This is a genomic window from Myxococcus sp. AB056 (genome assembly GCF_006547365.1).
In the GTDB taxonomy this organism is placed as follows: Bacteria; Myxococcota; Myxococcia; order Myxococcales; family Myxococcaceae; genus Myxococcus; species Myxococcus virescens.
This window is the reverse complement of record NZ_VHLB01000044.1, coordinates 16,943-36,996: the sequence shown is the minus strand read 5'-3', so window position 1 is coordinate 36,996 and position 20,054 is coordinate 16,943. Positions and strand designations below refer to the sequence as shown.

Genomic DNA, 20,054 nt, shown 5'->3' with positions numbered 1-20,054 from the left:
GTCATCGCGAAACGCATCTGCGTTCCGTCATGACGCGCACGGCCGCGGTGACTGCACCCCGTGGCAAGGGCCCACTCCAGCCACGTCCGGCACACGGGCTGCACTCAGCCCGCCGGACCCATGCCTCGAACGTACACAGCACAAGAGGGCGACTGCGTCTCCAGCATTGCCCACGCGCACAACCTCAGTCCTCAACGCGTCTGGGAAGCGCCCGAGAACGAGTCCCTGCGACGGGAGCGGACGAGCCCCCATGTGCTCAAGCCGGGCGACACGGTGACGCTCCCGGACAAGGAAATCCGGCAGGTCCCCTGCGCGACGGGAAGGACGCACACGTTCAGGCTCAAGGGCATCCCGGAGCGCTTCCGCCTGCGACTGCATGAGGACGGTGCGCCCCGGACGAAGGTGCCCTACCGGCTCGTCATCGGGGACGTCACCCACGAAGGAGAGACGAACGAGCAGGGCCTCATCGAGTGCGGGATTCCTCCCGGTGCCAGAGAGGCGACGCTGGAGGTCGGCGGCGAGGAGTACACACTGTCCCTGGGGACGCTCCGACCCGTGTCCACGGAGGAGGGGCTGCGAGCGCGCCTGGTGAACCTGGGCTTCCTCGAGAATGAGGCCAGCGAGGAGGACGCGCTCTCCGAGGCAGTCGCCCGCTTCCAGGCCGATTACGGGCTGATGCCCTCCGGCACGGTGGATGAGCGGACCCGGAACAAGCTGCGGGAGGCTCACGGTGCCTGAGACCACGACACCTCCTCCAGCGCCCAAGAACCGCCGACTTGGCCACGTCGCGCGCGGCGGTGAAATCAACACGCTCAACATCCGGTTTCCCGGCCGCTACTACGCGTTCGTCACGGAGCGGGAAGGCGCGGACGACGACCCGCTCTACCTGCGGCTGGAGTGCGTCGAGCGCGACTGGATGGACCGGGTCTGGAACGAACTGGAGAAGCAGTTCGACCCGGGCGACTTCCTCCGTTTCTTCAATGCCGTCATCAACGGCCGGCGCTTCGAGGACTTCTACGATGCGCTGACGCTGGAGCAACTCAACCTCTTCTACGTCGTCTATTACTGGTTCCTGCGGCGAGTCATCGACGACGGCAATGATTCCGCCCCGGTGTCCGTCTTCGAGTTCGAGCTCGCGCCCGGGGACCCGCTGCGTGATGACCTCTACGAGACGGACTGGTTCCACCTGGAGCTGCAGGCGGCGCCGGGCAGCACCCGCCCGGACGGGCTCTTCGTGCGGGCAGGCAGCGTGCGTCGCGCGGGGGTGCACACGGTGCGGGGCTTCACCCCGGACACGGACTCGCCGCCCGTGGAGCGCTGGCTGCGGAGCTTCCTGCGGGTGGAGGATCGCTCGGATGGCGGGCTGACGCAGGGCGCGCTCAAGGCGCTCCACTTCCCACTACCCGCGCCGCCACCACCGCCGCCTCCGTCTCGTCCAGGAGGCCCTGGCGGCTCCGGAGGCTCGGGCCCGATTCCCGAGCCGCCCGTGAAGGACCCCTTCGCCATTCCTTCCGCGCCCCTCCCCATCCCGGTGTCGGCACGGGTCGCCACCCCGGCGCTGGCCCGGTGGATGCGCGCCGCGGCCCGCCAGTTCTCCCAACAGGTGCGCGCCTTCACCGAGGAGGTCGCGGACTTCTTCGATGACTGGATGCCGCCTCCCGGAGGGCCCGTGCTCGCATTCGCCGGAGCAGCCGGCCCTGCGTTGGCTTCACGAGCGGTGCCCAGAGAACGGTCGCGGCCAGGTGCCCCACCGCCCACGGCCCACGCCTACGTAGGTGATGGCGCGCCCAATCCGATGGATGCGTCCGACCCGAACCGCTTGTTCGCCCCCTTCGTGGGGCTGTTCAACGTGGGCCAGGGCGCGTGCTCGGTGCTGTACGACAACCAGGGGCGCGCCATCGTCTATTACGACTTCGGCAGCCCGGCGAACGGCCAGCAGGGGACCTTCCCCATCATTCCAATGGGGCACTGTGTGGGCCCCTGCATGTGCAACGGCCCGCTCATCATCTTGTCCCACTGGGACATGGACCACTGTGATTTGGGGCGCTACTACCCGGAGTCCTTCCGCTGCCGGTGGCTCGCGCCGCAGCAGCACATGGGCACCGTCGTGTGCCGCGACACGGTCGCGCGCGTCGTCCACGACGGTGGCGAGTTCTACATCTGGGCGGCGTCGGGACGGCCTGGAACCGCCGCGAGTCCGCGCGGCACGCCGAGCTCCTATAACCGCCCAGGTGGCAGTCACATGCGGTTTCCCTGGGGCTTCGTCGAACGCAACTACCGTGAAGGCGCGCAGAACCCGCTCGCCAGTGGCTCGGACCCGCGCAACAACTCCGGGCTGGCGCTGTATGTCTGCGTGCGCGACGCGGCCGGCGCGGCTGCTGTCGCCGCCGGCCCCGTGGCCACCGACGCCAACAACCTGGGGGGCAATGGGCGAGGTCTGGTCACCATCGGCGGAGGCGCCCCTCCGGGATGGGTGGCGGCCGCGTTCGCGGGGCCCAACCTTCCTGGCATTGGAGGCGGCCTGGCCGCATTCCTCGCGGCGATGGGTCCGGCGGGTGGCAACCCCAATCCCGCGGCGGTCCTCGCCCGGCGACAGTCGGCCGCGGCCACCGCGGCGGTGGGCCCGGGTGGTCCAGGCGCCGGTCTCACCGCGAGACAGCGGCTGGTCGTCGCGACGCTGGCCGTGGCGTACCCCGCGCTCGCTGCCGTCACGGCGGTGGCGCTGGGCCGGGCCGCTGAGGTCGCCGCGGACGCCGTGGCGGTCGCGGGCGGAACCCTGCCCCAGATGGCGGCGGCGGCGGGCGCGGCCGTCATCGTGGCGAGCGGCGCGCCGGGCACGGCGGTCGCCACCTTCACGGCCATGGGGACAGCGGCGGCGGGCGGCGCGCCGCTGATGCCCGGGAGCGCCGGGGCCCTGGCGTTGGCCCACGTGCAAGGAGCCATCGTCGGTGCACCTGCCGCCTCCCCCGTCACGACGGCGGCGAATACGGCGGCCGGCGTCGTGCCACAGGGCGGCGAGGCGGTGCGGGCCGCGGTGGAGGCCGTGGTACGCACCCACGCCCCCGCGCCGCTCCCCGGCCTTTCGCTGGAAGGCGCGGTGGCCCGCGCCGCTGGCGTCAGCAACCCGGCCGCGGTCTGCAAGGCCCTCGCGCCCCCGCTGCCACCGACGCTCCAGGGAGAGGCGCCCTTCCACGCCAACGAGCGGTTCGTGCTCCTCACGGGCGACGTCAACTACCAATACATCCCCGCGCAGCGGCGCCCCTTCGCCGCACCCGGTGGCGGAGTTCCCGGAGGCGCGGTGCCGCTTCCCTACGCCCCCACGGCCCACCCGCCCGTCGTCGTGGGCCTCACCGCGACCCACCACGGCTCCAACAAGGTGGGAGCGAACGACCTGAATCCCGACAGGATTCCATGGGCCCCCAACACGCTGCCCACCCGTGCGGCCGCGGTCGCGCACGCGGCGTCAGCGCTTCCCAATCCCAACATCCGCCGGGCCGCGACGGCCGCGGCGGCCGCGGCGGCGCTCCCACTCCCATTGCCCGCGAACCTGGCGAACCTGGCCGCCGCGGCGGAACGCGCCGCCTATGCCTCCTCCGCGGGGGCCTTCACCCCGCTCGTGGTGGCCCGTGCAGCGGCCGCGGCGGTGGTCCTGGAGAACGCCGTCCCGAACACGCCACAAGCGCAGTTCGACCATTTGGGAGCCGTGTCCGCGGGCCCCCCGCCCGCTGTGCCCGCGCTGGTCGGCGGAACGGCGGTGGCCTGGGGCCTGGTGACGGCCGCGTTGGGCGGTGGCGGTGCGGCGGCGGTGCCAGGACTGGGCCCCGTGGTGGCGGTGCCAGGAGGCCCCCAGGTGGTCAGGGCGGCCACCGAGGCCGTCCTCATGGCCAGGGGGCTCCCCAACGCCCACCGCACCGCATCCGCGCGCAGAGCCGTGGAGCAGGCGCACGTCGGCGCGAGGCCCGGAGCGCCACAGCCCGTCCTGCAGGCCGTCGCCGCGGCCGTGGCCGTGCGGCGGAGCATCGCCCAAGGCGGAACCATCTCCGTCCCGACCGCCACCGCCATCGTCCAGGCCTCCCGCCTGAGCATCACCACCGGCGCCGGGGGGACCGTGGCGGCCCTCGCCGGAGCGGGGATTGCCAACCTCCCCGCAGTGACCCATCCCTATTTCGCCACCGCTGTCGCCGCCATTCCCAACCCGCCGCTGGCGGCGGTCCAGGCCGCGCTGGGGCTCGCGCGGAGCGCGCCCATCGACCCGGCGAATGCCCCCTTCGCTGTGGCCAACGCCTTCGCCCCCTCGCCCGTCCTTCCCGAAATCATCCTGGATGCCCTGGTGTCTCGCGGCCAGTCGCTCCCGAAGTTTCCGCTCGCGTTGGTTGAGATTGCCGCCGCCCTCGCAGCCATCGGGCCCGCGGCCTCTCTCTCCGAAGTGGCCGCCGTCGTCGAGGCGGCGCGCGCGGCGCAAAACGGTCAGGCGGCGGGCGCACCTCCCGCCGCCGGGCTCGCACACGCGGCAGCGGACCGCATCGGCTATTCCTACGGCGTCGCCATCCAGACGGGCGGCGCGGCGGCGGTCCCTCCCTTCGCGCACCGCTATCTCTCCCAGGGCGTGGGGCATCCTGCCCACCTCGCCATCGACAAGTACCAGCGCCGGGGTTGGGCGGTGCGCCGCAACACCAGCATGCACGCGGACCAGAGCACCCAGCCAGACCACAGCCCTCGCGGGCACCACGCCTTGGGGTGGGAGCTGGCCCCGTTCTACGAAGGACCGCTGCGTCCGGCCTCCGCCGTCACGGGCACCCTTTCGCGGACCTGCCATGGCTGCAAGGAGGTCGCCGCGGCCCGAGCCGCCGTGGCCGTGGGAGCGGGAACAGCGCCAGCCACCGCCGTGGCCACCGCCATCGGCGTGGTCCCCGCCGCGGCCGCCGCCACGGCCCCCGCGGCAGGTCCCGTCAACGCCGCGCAACTGGGCCGGCTGGGCGTTCCAGCCGCGCGAGCGGCACGTCGGAGCCTGGAGCCCGCCATCGCGGCCCGGGCCGCCGTGCCCTTCGCCAGGGCAGCGGTCGCGGGCGTCGCCGCGGCCCATGCCACGAGCGCATGCATCCTCGTGACCCAAGCGGCCCTCGCGGCCTGGTGGCCCGCCGCCACGGCACGAGGGGACGTCGTCAGGGGCGGGCCTCTCTCCCCGGCGGCCGCGATGCTCGGGGGCGTCCCGCCATCGGCCGCCGAGGCCGTCACGACGGCCCGTGCCGCGGTGCTTGCCGTCCCACTCGCCCTGGCCCCGGCGGACCTCGCCGCCGTGGTGGCCGCGCTGGCGGTGAGCCTGGGAGAACCGCCCCTCACCGCTGTCGCCGCGACCGTGGCGCTTCCCTTCCTGGGAGGCACGGGCGCGGCGGCCCTCAGCGCGGCCCACGCGACGGCCGCCGGTGTCGGGATTGATAACTTCGCGGCGGCCATCGTCGGAAGCGCCCATGCCTGCGCGTTGGGCGCGAACCTGCCAGCGCCCGTCGCCGCCAGGGTGGCCGCCATCTCCGCCATGGTCGGAGGGGCCCCACTTCCCGCGAGGCTGGATGCGGTGGCCAACGCCATCTCGGCGGGACCTCCGGTCGCGGCGCACCACGCCCTCCTCCTGCGCACGGTGGGCATCACCCTTCCGGCCATCGCCGCGGTCGTCGCGGCGGCAGCGGGCATGGCCCACGCGGGCGTGACTCCGCCAGTCGCGGCGGACGCGAGCACCTGTCATGCCGCCGCGGCCGCCACCGTGCCGGGCATCTCCCAGGCCGCCGTGAATGTCTGCGCCGCCACGCTCGCGGGCGGCGCCATCCACCCCATCCCAGCCGCTGTCGCGGGCCTCGTGGCTGCCTCCACGCCGACAGCCGCCGCCGCCGTGACAGCCGCGTCTTCCGTGCTGACAGCCACTGGGGCGGCCCCCCCGGCGCCTGGGGACGCCGCCGTCTGTTACGCCTCGGCGGCAGCCGCCGTCACCGCTGCGATGGGAGGCGCCGCCGCCGCCGCTGAAGCCGCGGCCAACACCCTCGCGGGCCTCCTCGTGCCCGCCGTCGGCAACACCGCGGTGACGGCCGCCACCGCCGCGAATTCCAGCGAGGAGGCAGCCGCGGCGGTGGCGGCGGCAGACGCCCTCGTTACGGCGGATGCATTGACGCTGCCGACCGCGGCCCAGTCGGCGGCCTGTTACGCGGCGGCCGCGGCGGCCGCGGGTGTTCCGGCGCTCGCGGCGAACGCGGCGGCCGGGACCATTGCCCTGGCCGGCGTCACCGCCGCCACCGATGCCAACACGGCACTGGTCGCGGGCGCCACCCCGCTCGCATGTGCCACCGTCGCCGCGGCCATGGTCGTCACCCAGCTCGCCGTGGGCGGCACCGCCAATCACCGCGCGGTCGCGGCCGCGGCCAGCGCTTCAGCCATCGGCATTCCCGCGGGGCCGGTGGACCAGGCCGCCCAGAGCCTCAGCGTGGGCATGGCCCATCCCATCTCCGTGGCCATCGCCGAGTCCGCGTCGATGCGGGCTTCGGGCGCATCCGAAGAAGCAGCCGCGGCCATGGCCACCGTGCGGGCGATCGAGCCTCGGAGCGCCCCCCTGGCCGCCGCGGCAGCAGCCAGTGCGGGCGTACCCGCCGCGGACGCCGCCGCCACGGCGGCCATCCGTCTCTTCAATGTCTGACCCGTCTGCGCCCTCGCGTGACACAGTTCCCCCATGTTCGACGTCGCGCGCTACCTGGAGCGAATCGGCGTGGGGGCGGAGCAGTCCCTCACGAGGCTGCACCGGGCCCACTTGGAGGCCGTGCCCTTCGAGAACCTCGACATCCACCTGAAGCGGCCCATCCGGCTCGACACGGACGCCCTCTTCGAGAAGGTCGTCGTCCAGCGGCGCGGCGGCTTCTGCTACGAGCTCAACGGTCTCTTCGCCCGGCTGCTGACGGCGCTGGGCCACCGGGTGACGCTGCTGTCCGCGGGCGTGGCCACGGCCCCGGATGGCAGCGCCTACGGCCCCGACTTCGACCACCTGGCCCTCCAGGTGGAGGATGAACAGGGACGCTGGTTGGCGGATGTCGGCTTCGGTGAGTGCTTCACCGAGCCCCTGCTCCTGGACACCCACGACGTCCAGGTGCGCTCCGGCCGCGCATACCGGCTCTCACCGGAGGGCGAAGACCTCATCCTCTGGAGCGAGAAGCCCTCCGGATGGGAGGCGGAGTACCGCCTCTCCCTCGTGCCCCGCCAGCTCGCGGACTTCGAGGGCATGTGCCGCTACCACCAGACCTCCCCGGACTCCATCTTCACCCAGCGGCGGCTGTGCACCCGGGCGACGCCAGAGGGGCGCATCACCGCCAAGGAGGGCACACTCGTCCTCACCCGGAGCGGGGTCCGGACGGAGCAGCCTCTCCCCGACGAAGACGCCCTGCGGCGCGCGCTCGTCGAACACTTCGGCGTCATCCTCCCGTCCCTGGAGTAGTGCGTACCTGTCCCCACCCCATCCTCCATCGTACGATGGCCAGGCAGGGGAAGCCCCAGAGGGGTTCGCCTGTTCATCCGCGTCGACGCCCCTGCCCGGGGCTGGCGCCCCTTACCGCAAGCCGTCCACCCAGGAGAACGGATGTCCCGCTTCACATTGCTGGCCGCAGTCCTCGTGCTCACCTGCCCGTTGTGGGCGCAGGCGAAGCCGGCCGCGGATGAGACCGCTCGCGTCCATGCGGCCGAGGCGATGAAGCAGGCCTCCTCCCCCCGAGGCGCCGCCAGCCTGCTGCGGATGCACGCGCTGGTGGACGAGGTGGAGGACCTCACGCCCCTGCTGAGCACCTACGCCTACGTGGCCTCCCGCCGCACCTCGGACCCGAATACCCGCGCCACCGCGCAGATGCTCCTGCTGGACACCGAGCGCGCCCGGGGACGGCTGGTGCGCGCCAACGAGGTGAAGCAGTGGCTGGGCTACGTGGGCGACTACTACGTCACCGGCGGCTTCGAGAACGAAGGCAAGGCCGGCTGTGACACCGACTTCGGCCCCGAGGCCGCCAACCTGGACCTGTCCGCCACCTACCCCGCGGCCAAGGGCGGCAACACCACCTGGCGCAAGCTGACGGCGAACACCGCGGATGGCTACATCGACCTGGCCACCGCCATCCGCCCCAACCGCGAGGCCGTGGCCTACGCCGTCACCTGGCTGGAGTCCTCCCAGGAGTCGCGCGTGTCGCTGGGCGTGGGCACGTCCGGCGCGTTCCGGCTGTGGGTGAACGGGCAGCTCGCCGCGAAGGAGGACCGCTACAACCTGCCGCGCCCGGACCAGTCCCGCGTGTCCGTGAAGCTGCGCAAGGGCCTCAACCGCGTGCTCGTGAAGGTGTGCCAGGAGTCCGGCCCGCTGGGTTTCTACCTGCGCCAGGAGTCGCCCACCGTGCGCGCGACGCTGCCGGCGAAGGCGCCCGCCCTGGAGAAGGGCACCGCGCCGCAGCCCCAGTCGCTGCCCACCCTCACCTCCGCCCTGCGCGCGATGGTGGAGAAGAACCCGGATGACGCCGCGCTGCGCGGCGACTACGCCCGGGTGCTGGGCTTCTTCCGCGCGTATGACGAGCGCGAGCACACCGCCAGCGCCGAGGCCGCGCGCGCCGCGGAAGCCGCCCCCAAGGACGCCCGGCTCCAGTTGCTCGCCGCCCACGCGCAGCGGGATGACCTGAACGAGCGCCGCCGCTTCCTGGAAGCCGCCATCGCCGCCGACCCTGCCATGCCGGAGGCGCGCGTGGCGCTGGCCGACCACGAGCTGGACCGCGGCCACCCCGAGCGCGTGCAGTCGCTGGTGGCGCCCGTGCTGGAGAAGACGCCGGATGACGTCAACGCGCGGCTGGTGCTGGCGCGCGCGCATGAAGCCCTGGGCGAGCGCCCCAAGGCCCACGCCCTGGTGGAGGAGACGTTCCGCCTGCAGCCCCGCGTGCCTCGCGCGGTGCGCGCCGCGGCCCAGGTGTCCCGGCAGCTCGACCGCGGTCGCGAGGCCATGGACCGGATGCGCGTGGTGCTGGCGCTGCGCTTCGACGACACCACCACGCGCCACATGCTCGCCACGATGCTGGCGGAGGCCGGGCAGGTGGAGTCCGCCCAGCGCGAGTACGCGCAGCTGGTGAAGCTCAACCCCTTCGACAATGGCTCCCGTGTGCGGCTGGCGGAGCTGAAGGCCAGCAACGGCGCGGTGGAGGAAGCCGTCGCCCTCTTCGCCGAGGCCCGCGCGCTGTCCCCGGACGAGCCGGAAGTCTATGAGCGCGAGGGCCGCGCCCTGCTGGCCGCGGGCCGCCGCGAGCCGGCGCTGGCCTCGTTCGAGCGCTCGCTGGCGCTGCGCCCGCAGAACCCGGGCCTGAAGGAGGCCCTGCGCACCCTCAAGGGCGAGAGCACCGGCACCGGCATGCAGTATCTGGTGGACGCCCAGCCGCTGGCCAAGGAGTCGGAGGCCTACGTCCACGAGGACGCCCTCTACCTGGTGGACAACACCTACGTGCGCGTCCAGCAGAGCGGCCTGTCCAGCCGCCTGCACCAGACGGTGGTCAAGGTCTTCAACTCGCGCGGCGTGGACGCGTTCCGCACCATCCCCGTCACCTATTCACCGGACCGTCAGGAGGTGCGCGTGCTGCGCGCCCGCGTCATCAAGGCGGATGGCTCCGTGGTGGAGAGCTACGGTGAGAACGAGCGCAACATCAACGAGCCGTGGACGGGCATGTACTACGACGCCCGCGCCAAGATTCTCTCCTTCCCCTCGCTGTCGGCGGGCGACACGCTCGAGCTGACGTACCGCCTGGACGACACCGCGCAGGACAACCTCCTGTCGGACTACTGGGGTGACGTGGAGAGCGTGCAGGGCGTCTACCCGAAGGTGCGCTTCCAGTACCTGGTGGACATGCCGCAGGCACGGCCCCTGTATTGGAACAAGAGCAAGCTGACCGGCGTGGCGAGCGCGCAGGAGACGCTGGATGCCGGCCGCGTGCTGTACCGCTGGAACGCCAAGCACGTCGCCAAGGTGGTGCCGGAGCCCGGCATGCCCGGCTGGGCGGAGGTGGCGCAGAACCTCCACGTCTCCACCTACCAGACGTGGGAGCAGGTGGGCCGCTACTGGTGGGGCCTGGTGCGCGACCAGCTCCAGCCCAACGCGGAGCTGCGGCAGACGGTGGACCAGGTGCTCCAGGGCGTGGACCGGAAGAATGAGCTGGCGGTGGTGCGCGCCATCTACAACTTCGTGGTGACGAACACGCGCTACGTGGCGCTGGAGTTCGGCATCCACGGCTTCAAGCCCTACCGCGTGGACCGGGTGCTGGCGCGCCGCTTCGGCGACTGCAAGGACAAGGCGAGCCTCATCCACTCCATGCTCCAGGTGGCGGGCGTGGAGAGCCGGCTGGTGCTGCTGCGCATGCGCAACCTGGGCTCCATTGGCGAGGAGCCCGCGAGCCTGGCGGCCTTCAACCACGCCATCGCCTACGTGCCCAAGTTCGACCTGTACCTGGACGGCACCGCGGAGTTCCACGGCGCCAACGAGCTGCCCAGCGCGGACCGGGTGGCCAACGTGCTGGTGGTGGAGCCCAACGGCAAGAGCACCTTCCTCACCACGCCGGAGGCGAAGGCGGCGGACAACGCCACGCGCATGTCGCTGAACGTGACGCTCCGCGCGGACGGCGGCGCTGAAATCACCGGCTCCAGCTCCGTGGGCGGGCAGCACGCGCCCGACTACCGCCGCGCCTACCGGCCGGAGGCCACGCGCAAGTCCACCTTCGAGCGCGCCTGGGCGCAGAGCTTCCCCGGCCTCACGGTGCACGAGGTGAAGCTGAGCGACACCACGCGGCTGGATGACGACGTGGCGCTGGACTTCAAGATGAGCATCCCGCGCTACTCGGAGGTGCTGCCCAACGGCATGCGCTTCCTGCCCTTCGGCACCGGGCGCACCTACCAGCAGGCCTATGCGTCGCTGGCGCAGCGCCGCTTCGACCTGGTGATGTCCAGCCCGTGGACCAACGGTTTCCTCCTGCGCTACGCGCTGCCCGCGGGCTGGACGGTGGCGGAGCTGCCCCAGGCCGTGGAGGAGACGACGAAGTTCGGCCACATCAAGCTGAGCTACCGCCTGGAGGGCGGCAAGCTGGTGGCCGAGGGCGAGGTGGCCCTCACCACCGCGCGCGTGTCCGCGGATGACTACCCCGCGTTCCGCGAGTTCCTCGGCCGCGTGGACCGCGCCTTCGGCCGCCGGGTGTTCATCCAGAACGCGGCCAACCGCACCGCGTCCTCGACGCCGTAGCGAACGCGAGCAGGCCCGCGCCCGCCGAACCTCCGGCGGGCGCGCGGTGGTTACGACTCCAGCAGACCCGCCAGCAGCGCGCGGACCTCGTCCGGGCCATTCACCCGGAACGCCGCGCGCGTGGGCTTGTTGCCCGCATGGATGGTGAGCCCGCCGGGCGGAATGGATGCGAAGAGGTCCTCGTCCGTGCGGTCATCGCCGATGGCCACCACGAGGGCCCCGGGCGCCGCGCCCTTCGTGGCCTCGCCCACCACGCGGCCCTTGTGCACGCCCTGCGGACGAATCTCCACCACCTTGTCCCCGGAGAGGATGTCCATGGACTGCCCGGCGAACTTCTCCGCCAGGTACAGCCGCAGCTCGCGGGACTGGATGGCGCCGAACTCCGCGTCCACCAGGCGGTAGTGCCACGCCAGCGACGCGGTCTTCTCCTCCACGAAGGAGCCCGGCACGCGCGCGGAGAAGGTCTCCAGTTCGGGGCGCACGCGCTCCTTCCAGTCGAACGTCACGCCCTCCAGCATCCGCCACGCCTCCCCTGGCGCCGGGCGGGACCACAGGCCGTGCTCGGCATACAGGCCCATGGCCAGGTCGCCCAACCATTCCTCCAGCGTCTCCTTGGGCCGGCCGCTGACGATGCTCACCGAGGTGCCGGGCCGGGCCACCAGCTTCGCCAGCAACCCCTTCAGCGCCGCATCCGGCGCGGCCAGCTCCGGCCGGGGCGCGTAGCCCACCAGCGTCCCGTCGTAGTCCAGGAGCAGTTGCAGCCGCTCCGCCTGCTTCATCTGCGCCAGCGCCTCGGGCGCGCCCGCCTCGGCGCGCACGTCCACCGCGGGCAGCGACTGGAGCCGGTCGAGGAAGGAGGACGTCCACCAATGCACGTCCCGCGACTTCACCTGCTTGCGCAGCGTGTGCATGCGCGTGCGGCGCTCCTCCTCCGCCATCCCCAGCGCCTTCTCGATGGCGTCCGCCATGGCGTCCACGTCGTAGGGGTTGACGACGAGCGCGCCCCCCAGCTCCGCTGCGGCGCCCGCGAACTCGCTGAGCACCAGCACGCCGTCGTCGTCCGGACGCGCCGCGCAGAACTCCTTCGCCACCAGGTTCATCCCGTCCCGCACCGGCGTGACGAGCATCACATCCGCGCCCCGGTACAACCCCACGAGCTGCCGTTCGTTGAATGAGCGGTAGAGGTAGTGCACGGGCACGTTGTGCACCGTGCCGTAGAGCCCATTGATGCGCCCCACCAGCTCGTTCACCAGCTCGCGGTAGTTGGCGTACGCCTCCACCTGGGTCCTGCTGGGCACCGTCACCTGGATGAACCGCAGGCGGCCACGCCACGCGGGCGTGCGCTCCAGCACGCGCTGCACCGCCAGGAGACGCCGCGGTATGCCCTTGGTGTAGTCCAGCCGGTCGATGCCCAGCAGGATGCGCTGCCCTTCGGAGGACCGGCGCAGGTTCGCCACCTCCTCCTGCATGCCGGGCTCGCTCGCAATCGACTCGAAGGCCTGCGCGTCGATGCCCATGGGGAAGGCGCCCACGCGCACGTCGCGGCCCTCCCAGATGATGCGGTCGATGTCCGTGTCCAGCCCGAGGTGCCGCAGCAGCGCTCCGGAGAAGTGCCGCACGTAGCTCACCGTGTGGAAGCCGATGAGGTCCGCGCCCAGCAGCCCCTTCAGCAGCTCACGCCGGCGCGGCAGCGTGCTGAAGATTTCCGACGACGGAAACGGGATGTGGTGGAAGTAGCCGATGCGCGCGCCGGGCAGCCGCTGGCGCAACATGCCGGGCACCAGCATGAGCTGATAGTCGTGGACCCAGATGGTGTCCCCGGGCTCGTAGTGCTTCGCCACCAGGTCCGCGAAGCGCTCGTTGACCTTGCGGTACACCTCCCAATCGCGGTCCTGGCGCGGAATGCGCTCCAGCATGTAGTGGCACAGCGGCCACAGGACGCGGTTGGAATAGCCTTCGTAGTAGCGGCTCACCTCGCTGGCGGACAGCGTCAGTGGCACGCAGCGCAGCTCCGCGAGCTGGGCGTCCACGCGGGCGCGTTGACTTTCCGACAGACGGGAGACATCCCCGGGCCAGCCAATCCACAGCCCCCCCGAGCGTTCGTGCGGACGGCGCAGGCCGGTGGCCAGGCCTCCCGCGCTGCGGACCACGGAGACAGTGTCCTTCTCCACCTTGACGGTGACAGGAAGCCGGTTCGAGACGAGTAGGAGTCGGGACATAGGCCCCTCCTGAATTAGTCACTCCGTGCAGGAATGGCCATCGTCGAAACGGGCTTCATGCCAGATGTGCGTCCCTCGTGTCGGGTGGCCATCGGTGTCCAGCCCAGCCGTGACAGCAGCGCGGGCTGCCGGCCCGGCTTCCACACGAAGGCATCCAGCACATAGTGCGTGGCCTGCGGCAGCGCGAGCAGCGGCACCACGAGCGACAACACGTCCGGCGGCAGCGTCACGTCGCTCTCGCCGAAGAGCGCGCCGTGTTCGCGCCACACGACCTGGTCCCACAGGAACTCCTCCGCCAGGGCCAGCGCCACCAGGAACAGCAGGAAGCCCGGCAGCCCCGCGCGCAGCAGCGCCGCCCCCGCGCCGTAGCCACCCTCCTCCAGCCGTCCCCGCGCATAACGGAAGAGCAGCGCGAAGTAGGGAACGCCGTGCAGCACCACGTTCATCACCGTGAACGTGAAGTCGTCCCGCGCGACGACGATGCCGCCGAACCACGCCACCCACGTCGCCACCACCAGCAGCACCTTGCCCGCTTGCACACCCTCGCCGCGCACCACCCGCGCGGCTTGGAAGCCGGCCCACGCGATGAGCACCGCCGCGTGAACCCCCAGCCCCACGGTGCCCACCCAGGACGGCAGGCCCGACAGGAAGTCCCCGGGCACGAACCACCAGAAGCCGCGCGGCAGGTTCGCATGCCACCAGATGACGGGGCCCAGCGTGGCGGCATAGACGGCGGCGGCATCCAGGCGCCGCTCCAGCACGGAGACGCGCGCCTTGCGGCCGTACAGTGCCACCCAGCCGTACTGCTGCCGCACGAAGTGGCTGAGCGCGACATAGGCGAACAGCGTCCAGAACGTGCCCGGCGACACCAGGTGGGCGAGCACGCCCGCCATGTAGGCGGCCAGCGGCGCGCCCAGGTAGAGCCCGGGGCGGGTCCGCAGCTCGTCCGGATCCAGATAGGTGCGGAACAGCGTGGACCAGACGTGGGCCACGTCCACGCAGACGACGAAGAGCAGCCATGCCCACAGCGGCGTGCCGCCCGCCACGCCCAGCCAGGGCGCGGCGAGCACGAAAGCCACGGAGACGAGCGCGCTGCCAGCGAAGACGGACAGGTCCACTCCCGGACTGAACAACCAGCCCTGGGAGGGCGCGAGAAGACGAGGCATCGGGGCCATGCAGCCTACCAGAGTCTCCGCGCCAGGGACTCGGCACCGGGCCCACGTCCGGATGCGGTATGAACCGTCCCATGCACGCCGCCGCGCCCACAGGGGCCCGCACGCACGGTGACAGGGTGGGCCTTGAACACGCCGCGGACCTTCCGCTGCCCCCTCCACGCTTCCGGCGCCGGCTGCTAGCGGTGATGCTGCTCGCCGGCTGGGTGCCGCTGGTGCTGCTCGGCGTGCTGGCACAAGCCGCGCTGGAGCGGGTGCTGTCGGTGTCCATCGCCCCGGTGGAGGGCGTGCTGGAGGAGGTCGCCTCGGAGCTGGCGCGGCGGGAGCTGCCGCAAGACTCGCTCAACGAGGCGCGGCTCAACCTCGCGCAGGCGGAGCTGGCGCGACGAGCCCTGGTGCGCCGCGTGCCCGCCTTCATCACCGCGCTGGTCCTCATATCGGGCGCGGCGCTGACGGTGGCTGCGGTGCTGCTCGGGCGGGCCCTCACGCGTCCGGTGCGAACCCTCACGGAAGGCATGTGGGCCTATGCGAGCGGCGACCTCTCCGTGCGGCTCGCCGCCCCCGAGCCTCCACGCGACGAGCTCCAGTTCCTCCTGGGCCAGTTCAACCGCATGGGCCAGGAGCTGCTGTCGCAGCGCGAGCGGCTCAAGTCCGCGGAACAGATTGCCGCCTGGCAGGACGTGGCCCGCGCGCTCGCGCACGAGCTGAAGAACCCCCTCACCGCAATGAAGTTGTCGCTCGCGCGTCTGAACCGGACGGATGCGTCCACGCCCCACGACACCACCCGCGTCACCGAAGCGGTGGCCCTCCTCCAGGAGGAAGTAGACCTGTTGATGCGGATGACCCAGAGCTTCTCCACCTTCGCGCGCCTGCCCGCGCCGCGCTTCCAGGACGTGCCCCTGCGCCCGCTGCTGGCCGAGGTGTGCACCCTGTACGCGGGCACGTCCCCCGTGCCCGTGGAGCTTCGGCCTGGCGCGGAGGCCACGCTGCGCGCGGACCCGGATGGCCTGCGTCGCCTCTTCGGCAACCTGGTGAAGAACGCCACCGAGGCCTCTTCCGCCAGCGCCGCGCCAGTCCACGTCACACTGGAGTCGCCGCAGCCGGGCACCGTGTGCGTCACCGTGGCGGATGGAGGCAGTGGCGTCCCCACCGTCCTCGAAGGCCCGGCCCTCACGCGTGGCCTCTTCAGCACCAAGCCCGGCGGCAGCGGCCTGGGCCTGCCCATCTCCCAGAAAATCGTCCACGAGCACGGCGGCAGCCTGCGCCTGGAGCCCGCGCCCGGCGGCGGTACGCTCGCGCGCGTGGAACTGCCCCTCACCCCGCCTCCGTCCCCATGAAGCCCGGTCCTCGCATCCTCATCGTCGATGACGACTCTGGCGTCCTCAGGGCCCTGCGCGGACTGCTGAGCGATGAGGGCTTCACGCCCGTGGAGGCCCGCTCCGCGGCGGAGGCCTCCCAGCTGCTCGACGCGCCCGAAGGTCCCCCGGCGATGATGCTGCTCGACCTGCGCATGCCGGGCGAGACGGGCCTGGAGCTGCTCGCGCGCCTCCCCCGGCCCTTCCCCGCGCCCGTGGTGGTGCTGTCCGGGGAGGCGTCACCCGCCGAGGCCGTGCAGGCGCTGCGGCTGGGCGCGACGGACTTCGTGGAGAAGCCGCCCTCCCCCGAGCGGCTGCTCACCGCCGTGCGAAACGCACTGGCACTGGGCTCGCTCCAGGAAGAGCGCGAGCGGCTGCTGGACGCACTGGCCCGCCCCGGCCACCTGGTGGGTGACAGCGCTGGCATGGCGTCACTGCGCCAGCTCATCGCGCGCGTGGGCCCCAGCGACACCGCCATCCTCATCACCGGCGAGACGGGCACTGGCAAGGAACGCGTGGCGCGGGCGCTGCACCTCGCTTCGGGACGCAAGGGCCGGCTCATCGCCGTCAACTGCGCGGCCATTCCCTCCACCCTGCTGGAGAGCGAGCTGTTCGGCCACGAGAAGGGCGCGTTCTCCGGTGCGCTGTCGCGGCGCGCGGGCCGCATCGAACAGGCGCACGGCGGCACGTTGTTCCTCGACGAACTGGGCGACATGCCTCTGGAGCTCCAGGCCAAGCTGCTGCGCGTCCTGGAGACGAAGGAAGTGGAGCGGCTGGGCGGCAGCCTGCCCGTGCCGGTGGATGCGCGCGTCGTCGCGGCCACGCACCAGGACCTCGCCCGCGCGGTGAAGGAGGGCCGCTTCCGGCAGGACCTCTACTTCCGCCTCAACGTGATGCCCCTCCAGGTGCCGCCTCTGCGCGAGCGGCCGGAGGACTTGCTTCCCCTGGCCCGCGCCTTCGCGGCGGAGTTCGCGGGGCCTCAAGTGCCACTGGTGCTCGCGCCCGGCGCGGAAACCTCGCTGCGCGCCTATGCGTGGCCGGGCAACGTGCGCGAGTTGCGCAACCTCATTGAGCGCCTCAACCTGCTCCGGGGTGAGGGCCCGCTCACCCTGGGCCCGGAGCTCGTCTCCGCGCCCCAGGCCACCGCCGTGGCCAGCCGTCCCTCCCTGGGACAAAAGAGCTACCGGGAGCACGTGGAGGACTTCGAGCGCGAGCTCATCCGCGCGGCGCTCCAGGAAGGCGAAAGCATCGCCGGAGCCGCGCGGCTGCTGCAGGTCGACCGGGGCAACCTCTACCGGCGCATCAAGGCGCTCGGACTCCCTGTCACCTGAAGCCCGCGGGAGTTCTGCTGATCTGCCCCCGATTTTCGGACCAGCCGCAACCACGGCCCCGGTACCGAAAGCGCCCCCATGCCTCCAGGCGGGTGCCGGACGGCCGCACGCAATCGCCACTGGCGATGTCAGTACCACATCACGACTCGACATCCCGATGTCTCCATGACATCGACATGGCTGCTCGGCCCTCGTTCTTTCAGGCACTTGCCCGACGCCTCTGGGTGGAACGGCCCGTGCTCTCCCTTCGTGCATGAACCGCTTCGCGCTCCTCATTTGTCTCCTCCCCGCGCTCGCAGTCGCGCAGCCAGCCCCTGCACCTGAGCCACGCTCCGACGCGCCCTCATCCGCGGAAGCCGCTCCGTCGCAAGGTGAAACGGGCAACACCCCGCAGTCAGAGCCTGCGGAAGGCGCAACCACGGCCACGGACAACCAGGAGGCTGGCGGCAAGCCACGCTCCCCCGCGACCGACGCCCGAGGCGACACCCCAACGGACACGAAGAAGTCCTGCCCCGACGACTTCGAGGACGACGACTCGGGAGACACCAGCGTTCTGGCCCCGCTTCAGCTCGCCGTGGATGGGCGCTCGCTCACGCCCGGCCGCATCGAACTGCACGGGCTTCACTGGCTGACGGATGCGCAGGTGCGTGCCTTCATCGGTGCGCCTCGTGCGGACTCGGAGGCCCTGCTGAGCGGACGAGAAGTCCACCTGTTCCTCCGGCGGCTCGCTCGCTCGGGACTGTTCGCCCGCGTGGAGCCGCGCGTGCGCGTGGCCGAGGCGCCGCAGCCAGCGGTCCTCGAAGTCCACCTGGAGGAGAACGCCGTCGTCTCCGCCGTGGAGGTGAACGGGCTTCAGGACCTGCAGGCCACCGAGATTCTCGAAGAGCTGCTCTGGCTCCCGCACCGGTTCCCCACCGAGGACGAAGACGACGACTCCTTCACCGCCACGCTGCGCGTGGACTCCCGGCGCGGCACGCTCTCCGTCGTCCGTCCCTGCCCGCCTCGCTATCCGTCCCGTGACTGGGTGGCCCGGCTGGAGCGCGGCACGCTGCACCCCGGCATCTTCCTGGGCGGCGTCGCCCACGGCCTGGAGCGCACGCTGAAGCGCCTGCGTGACGACGGCTACATGCTCGCCAGCCTGTCCGCGGTGTTGTCGCCGGATGGCAAGTTGACGGTGACGGTGGATGAAGGCCGGCTCGAGTCCATCGAAGTGCGCGGCGTGGACGCCGACATCGCCGCGCGTGTCCAGGACGCGCTGGACCTGAAGCCTGGCACCGTGTTCCTCCGCAGTGACGCGAAGCGCGCCGTGCGGCGGCTGACCTCGCGGCTCCCCTTCCTGGAGCCCGCGGACGCGGACGACTCCGACAGCCCGCGTGCCCAGCGCGCCCACATCATCGAGACGCGCGAGCCGGACGGCACCCGCGCCTATCACACGCAGGAAGCACCGCGCGCGAAGCCGCGCCACCGGGAGCAGGTGGAGTTCGAGCTGAACTGGAAGCAGTTCGCCGACTGGTGGGACGACGTGGACTCGGCCGACAGCATCACCCTCGAGGGCAAGAAGCTGGTGGTGCACCTGCGCACGCGGCGGCCCGACTTCGACGTGGACCTGCTTCCGATGCACACGCAGGTGACGGGCTTCTCGCCAGGTCTTGCAGGGCGGCTGCGCCTCTGGGATGCGAAGGACCGCGCGCACGTCACCGTGGATGCCGCGCTCACCATCCCGCTGCGGTGGGGCGGCCAGTATCTGCCGGATGACCCGGAAGGCACGCGGCGCCAGCGGCGCATCAACATGCTCGGTGGGGCGAAGCTCCAGGTGCCGCGGGTGGGGCTCGCGGAGCTGGGCGCGCAGGTCTACGACTTCACCGACACGCTGGACCGGTGGCGGATGGGCGACATCGACTCGTCGCTCTACTCGGCCCTCATCAACCGGCCGGACCGCGACTACTTCCGCCGCAAGGGGCTCACGGCCTTCGCCACCTGGCGCTGGGCGGACGACTGGCTCGCGGGCGTCGAGTACCGCAACGACCGCTACGAGTCGATGCGCAGCTTCACGCCGCCCTTCTCCCTGTTCCGGAACGACTCGGCGCCCTTCCCCAACGCGCCCGTCACCGAGGGCCGCTTCGACTCCGTGGTGGTGCGCATGGAGTACGCCAGCAACGTGCCCGCCGCCGCGTCCGTGGGCTCGCTGTTCCGCACGCCGGAGACGTCACTCTTCGACCGGGATGGCGACTGGGAGAGCCGCGCGTCGCTCCGGGGCCTGCTCACGCTGGAGGTGGGCAACGGTCCGGGGAGCGCGGGCGGTGACGCGCGCTTCTGGAAGCTGGTGAGCGACATCGCGATGGAGGTGCCCACCGGCTGGGACACCGGCCTGTCGCTGCGCGTGCGCACCGCGGGGGGCCACCGTCTGCCCGAACAGAAGCGCGAGGCACTGGGTGGATGGACGGCGCTGCGCGGCTTCGGCTTCAAGGAGTACCGCGGCGACGTGTCCGTGCTCACCAGCGCGGAGTACCGCTGGAGCGCCCTGGGCGTCTTCGTGGACCTGGGCACGGTGCGGGCAGATGACGCATGGACGGATGCACGGCTCGGCCTGGGCGCCAGCCTCCACTTCGGAGACAACGTGCGGATGGACGTCGCGTGGCGCACGGATGAGCGGGCCACCGCCACGCCCGAAGCCCGGCTGCTCTTCCAGCGGACCTTCTAAAGACGCA

General features: G+C 71.9%; 9 protein-coding genes. 7 read left to right on the top strand and 2 right to left on the bottom strand.

Annotated elements, in window-relative coordinates; all coding sequences use genetic code 11:
- The first annotated feature begins 120 nt into the window (after window positions 1–120).
- The 4 genes from FMP39_RS19975 to FMP39_RS19960 all read left to right on the top strand — a co-directional run bounded on the left by FMP39_RS19975 (window position 121) and on the right by FMP39_RS19960 (window position 11,269).
- Window positions 121–738 (top strand): peptidoglycan-binding protein, encoded by a 618-nt coding sequence (locus FMP39_RS19975; RefSeq protein WP_228558149.1) that lies wholly within the window; start codon window positions 121–123, stop codon window positions 736–738.
- Window positions 731–6,679: a flagellar hook-length control protein FliK gene (locus tag FMP39_RS19970; protein WP_228558148.1), complete on the top strand. Its 5,949-nt coding sequence runs from the start codon at window positions 731–733 to the stop codon at window positions 6,677–6,679. The genes FMP39_RS19975 and FMP39_RS19970 overlap by 8 nt, the downstream gene beginning before the upstream one ends.
- A 33-nt stretch (window positions 6,680–6,712) precedes the next feature.
- Entirely contained in the window at window positions 6,713–7,468 is a 756-nt protein-coding gene (locus FMP39_RS19965) for an arylamine N-acetyltransferase (RefSeq protein ID WP_141591921.1), read from the top strand.
- A 141-nt stretch (window positions 7,469–7,609) separates the two neighbouring features.
- Complete coding sequence (locus FMP39_RS19960) at window positions 7,610–11,269, top strand: DUF3857 domain-containing protein (RefSeq protein ID WP_141591920.1); 3,660 nt, start codon at window positions 7,610–7,612, stop codon at window positions 11,267–11,269.
- 50 nt (window positions 11,270–11,319) lie between these two features.
- Here FMP39_RS19960 and FMP39_RS19955 read toward each other — a convergent pair whose 3' ends face one another.
- Complete coding sequence (locus FMP39_RS19955; protein WP_141591919.1) at window positions 11,320–13,488, bottom strand: bifunctional alpha,alpha-trehalose-phosphate synthase (UDP-forming)/trehalose-phosphatase; 2,169 nt, start codon at window positions 13,486–13,488, stop codon at window positions 11,320–11,322.
- A 14-nt stretch (window positions 13,489–13,502) separates the two neighbouring features.
- Entirely contained in the window at window positions 13,503–14,654 is a 1,152-nt protein-coding gene (locus FMP39_RS19950) for a hypothetical protein (protein ID WP_141591918.1), read from the bottom strand.
- 68 nt (window positions 14,655–14,722) lie between these two features.
- On the opposite strand from FMP39_RS19950, the gene FMP39_RS19945 reads away from it, so the two are divergent.
- The 3 genes from FMP39_RS19945 to FMP39_RS19935 all read left to right on the top strand — a co-directional run bounded on the left by FMP39_RS19945 (window position 14,723) and on the right by FMP39_RS19935 (window position 20,047).
- A complete protein-coding gene (locus FMP39_RS19945) occupies window positions 14,723–15,997 on the top strand; it encodes an ATP-binding protein (RefSeq protein WP_194858482.1) in 1,275 nt (424 codons plus the stop codon).
- Window positions 15,994–17,346, top strand: coding sequence for a sigma-54 dependent transcriptional regulator (locus FMP39_RS19940; RefSeq protein WP_141591917.1), 1,353 nt, complete (start codon window positions 15,994–15,996; stop codon window positions 17,344–17,346). The genes FMP39_RS19945 and FMP39_RS19940 overlap by 4 nt, the downstream gene beginning before the upstream one ends.
- 253 nt (window positions 17,347–17,599) lie before the next feature.
- On the top strand, window positions 17,600–20,047 hold the full coding sequence (locus tag FMP39_RS19935) for a hypothetical protein (protein WP_141591916.1): 2,448 nt from the start codon (window positions 17,600–17,602) through the stop codon (window positions 20,045–20,047).
- Window positions 20,048–20,054 lie beyond the last annotated feature (7 nt).

Excerpts from the sequence above, each read along its gene's own strand:
- FMP39_RS19975 (WP_228558149.1), top strand. The coding sequence starts at position 121 with ATGCCTCGAACGTACACAGCACAAGAGGGCGACTGCGTCTCCAGCATT.
- FMP39_RS19965 (WP_141591921.1), top strand. The coding sequence starts at position 6,713 with ATGTTCGACGTCGCGCGCTACCTGGAGCGAATCGGCGTGGGGGCGGAG.
- FMP39_RS19960 (WP_141591920.1), top strand. The coding sequence starts at position 7,610 with ATGTCCCGCTTCACATTGCTGGCCGCAGTCCTCGTGCTCACCTGCCCG.
- FMP39_RS19955 (WP_141591919.1), bottom strand. The coding sequence starts at position 13,488 with ATGTCCCGACTCCTACTCGTCTCGAACCGGCTTCCTGTCACCGTCAAG.
- FMP39_RS19950 (WP_141591918.1), bottom strand. The coding sequence starts at position 14,654 with ATGCCTCGTCTTCTCGCGCCCTCCCAGGGCTGGTTGTTCAGTCCGGGA.
- FMP39_RS19945 (WP_194858482.1), top strand. The coding sequence starts at position 14,723 with ATGAACCGTCCCATGCACGCCGCCGCGCCCACAGGGGCCCGCACGCAC.
- FMP39_RS19940 (WP_141591917.1), top strand. The coding sequence starts at position 15,994 with ATGAAGCCCGGTCCTCGCATCCTCATCGTCGATGACGACTCTGGCGTC.
- FMP39_RS19935 (WP_141591916.1), top strand. The coding sequence starts at position 17,600 with ATGAACCGCTTCGCGCTCCTCATTTGTCTCCTCCCCGCGCTCGCAGTC.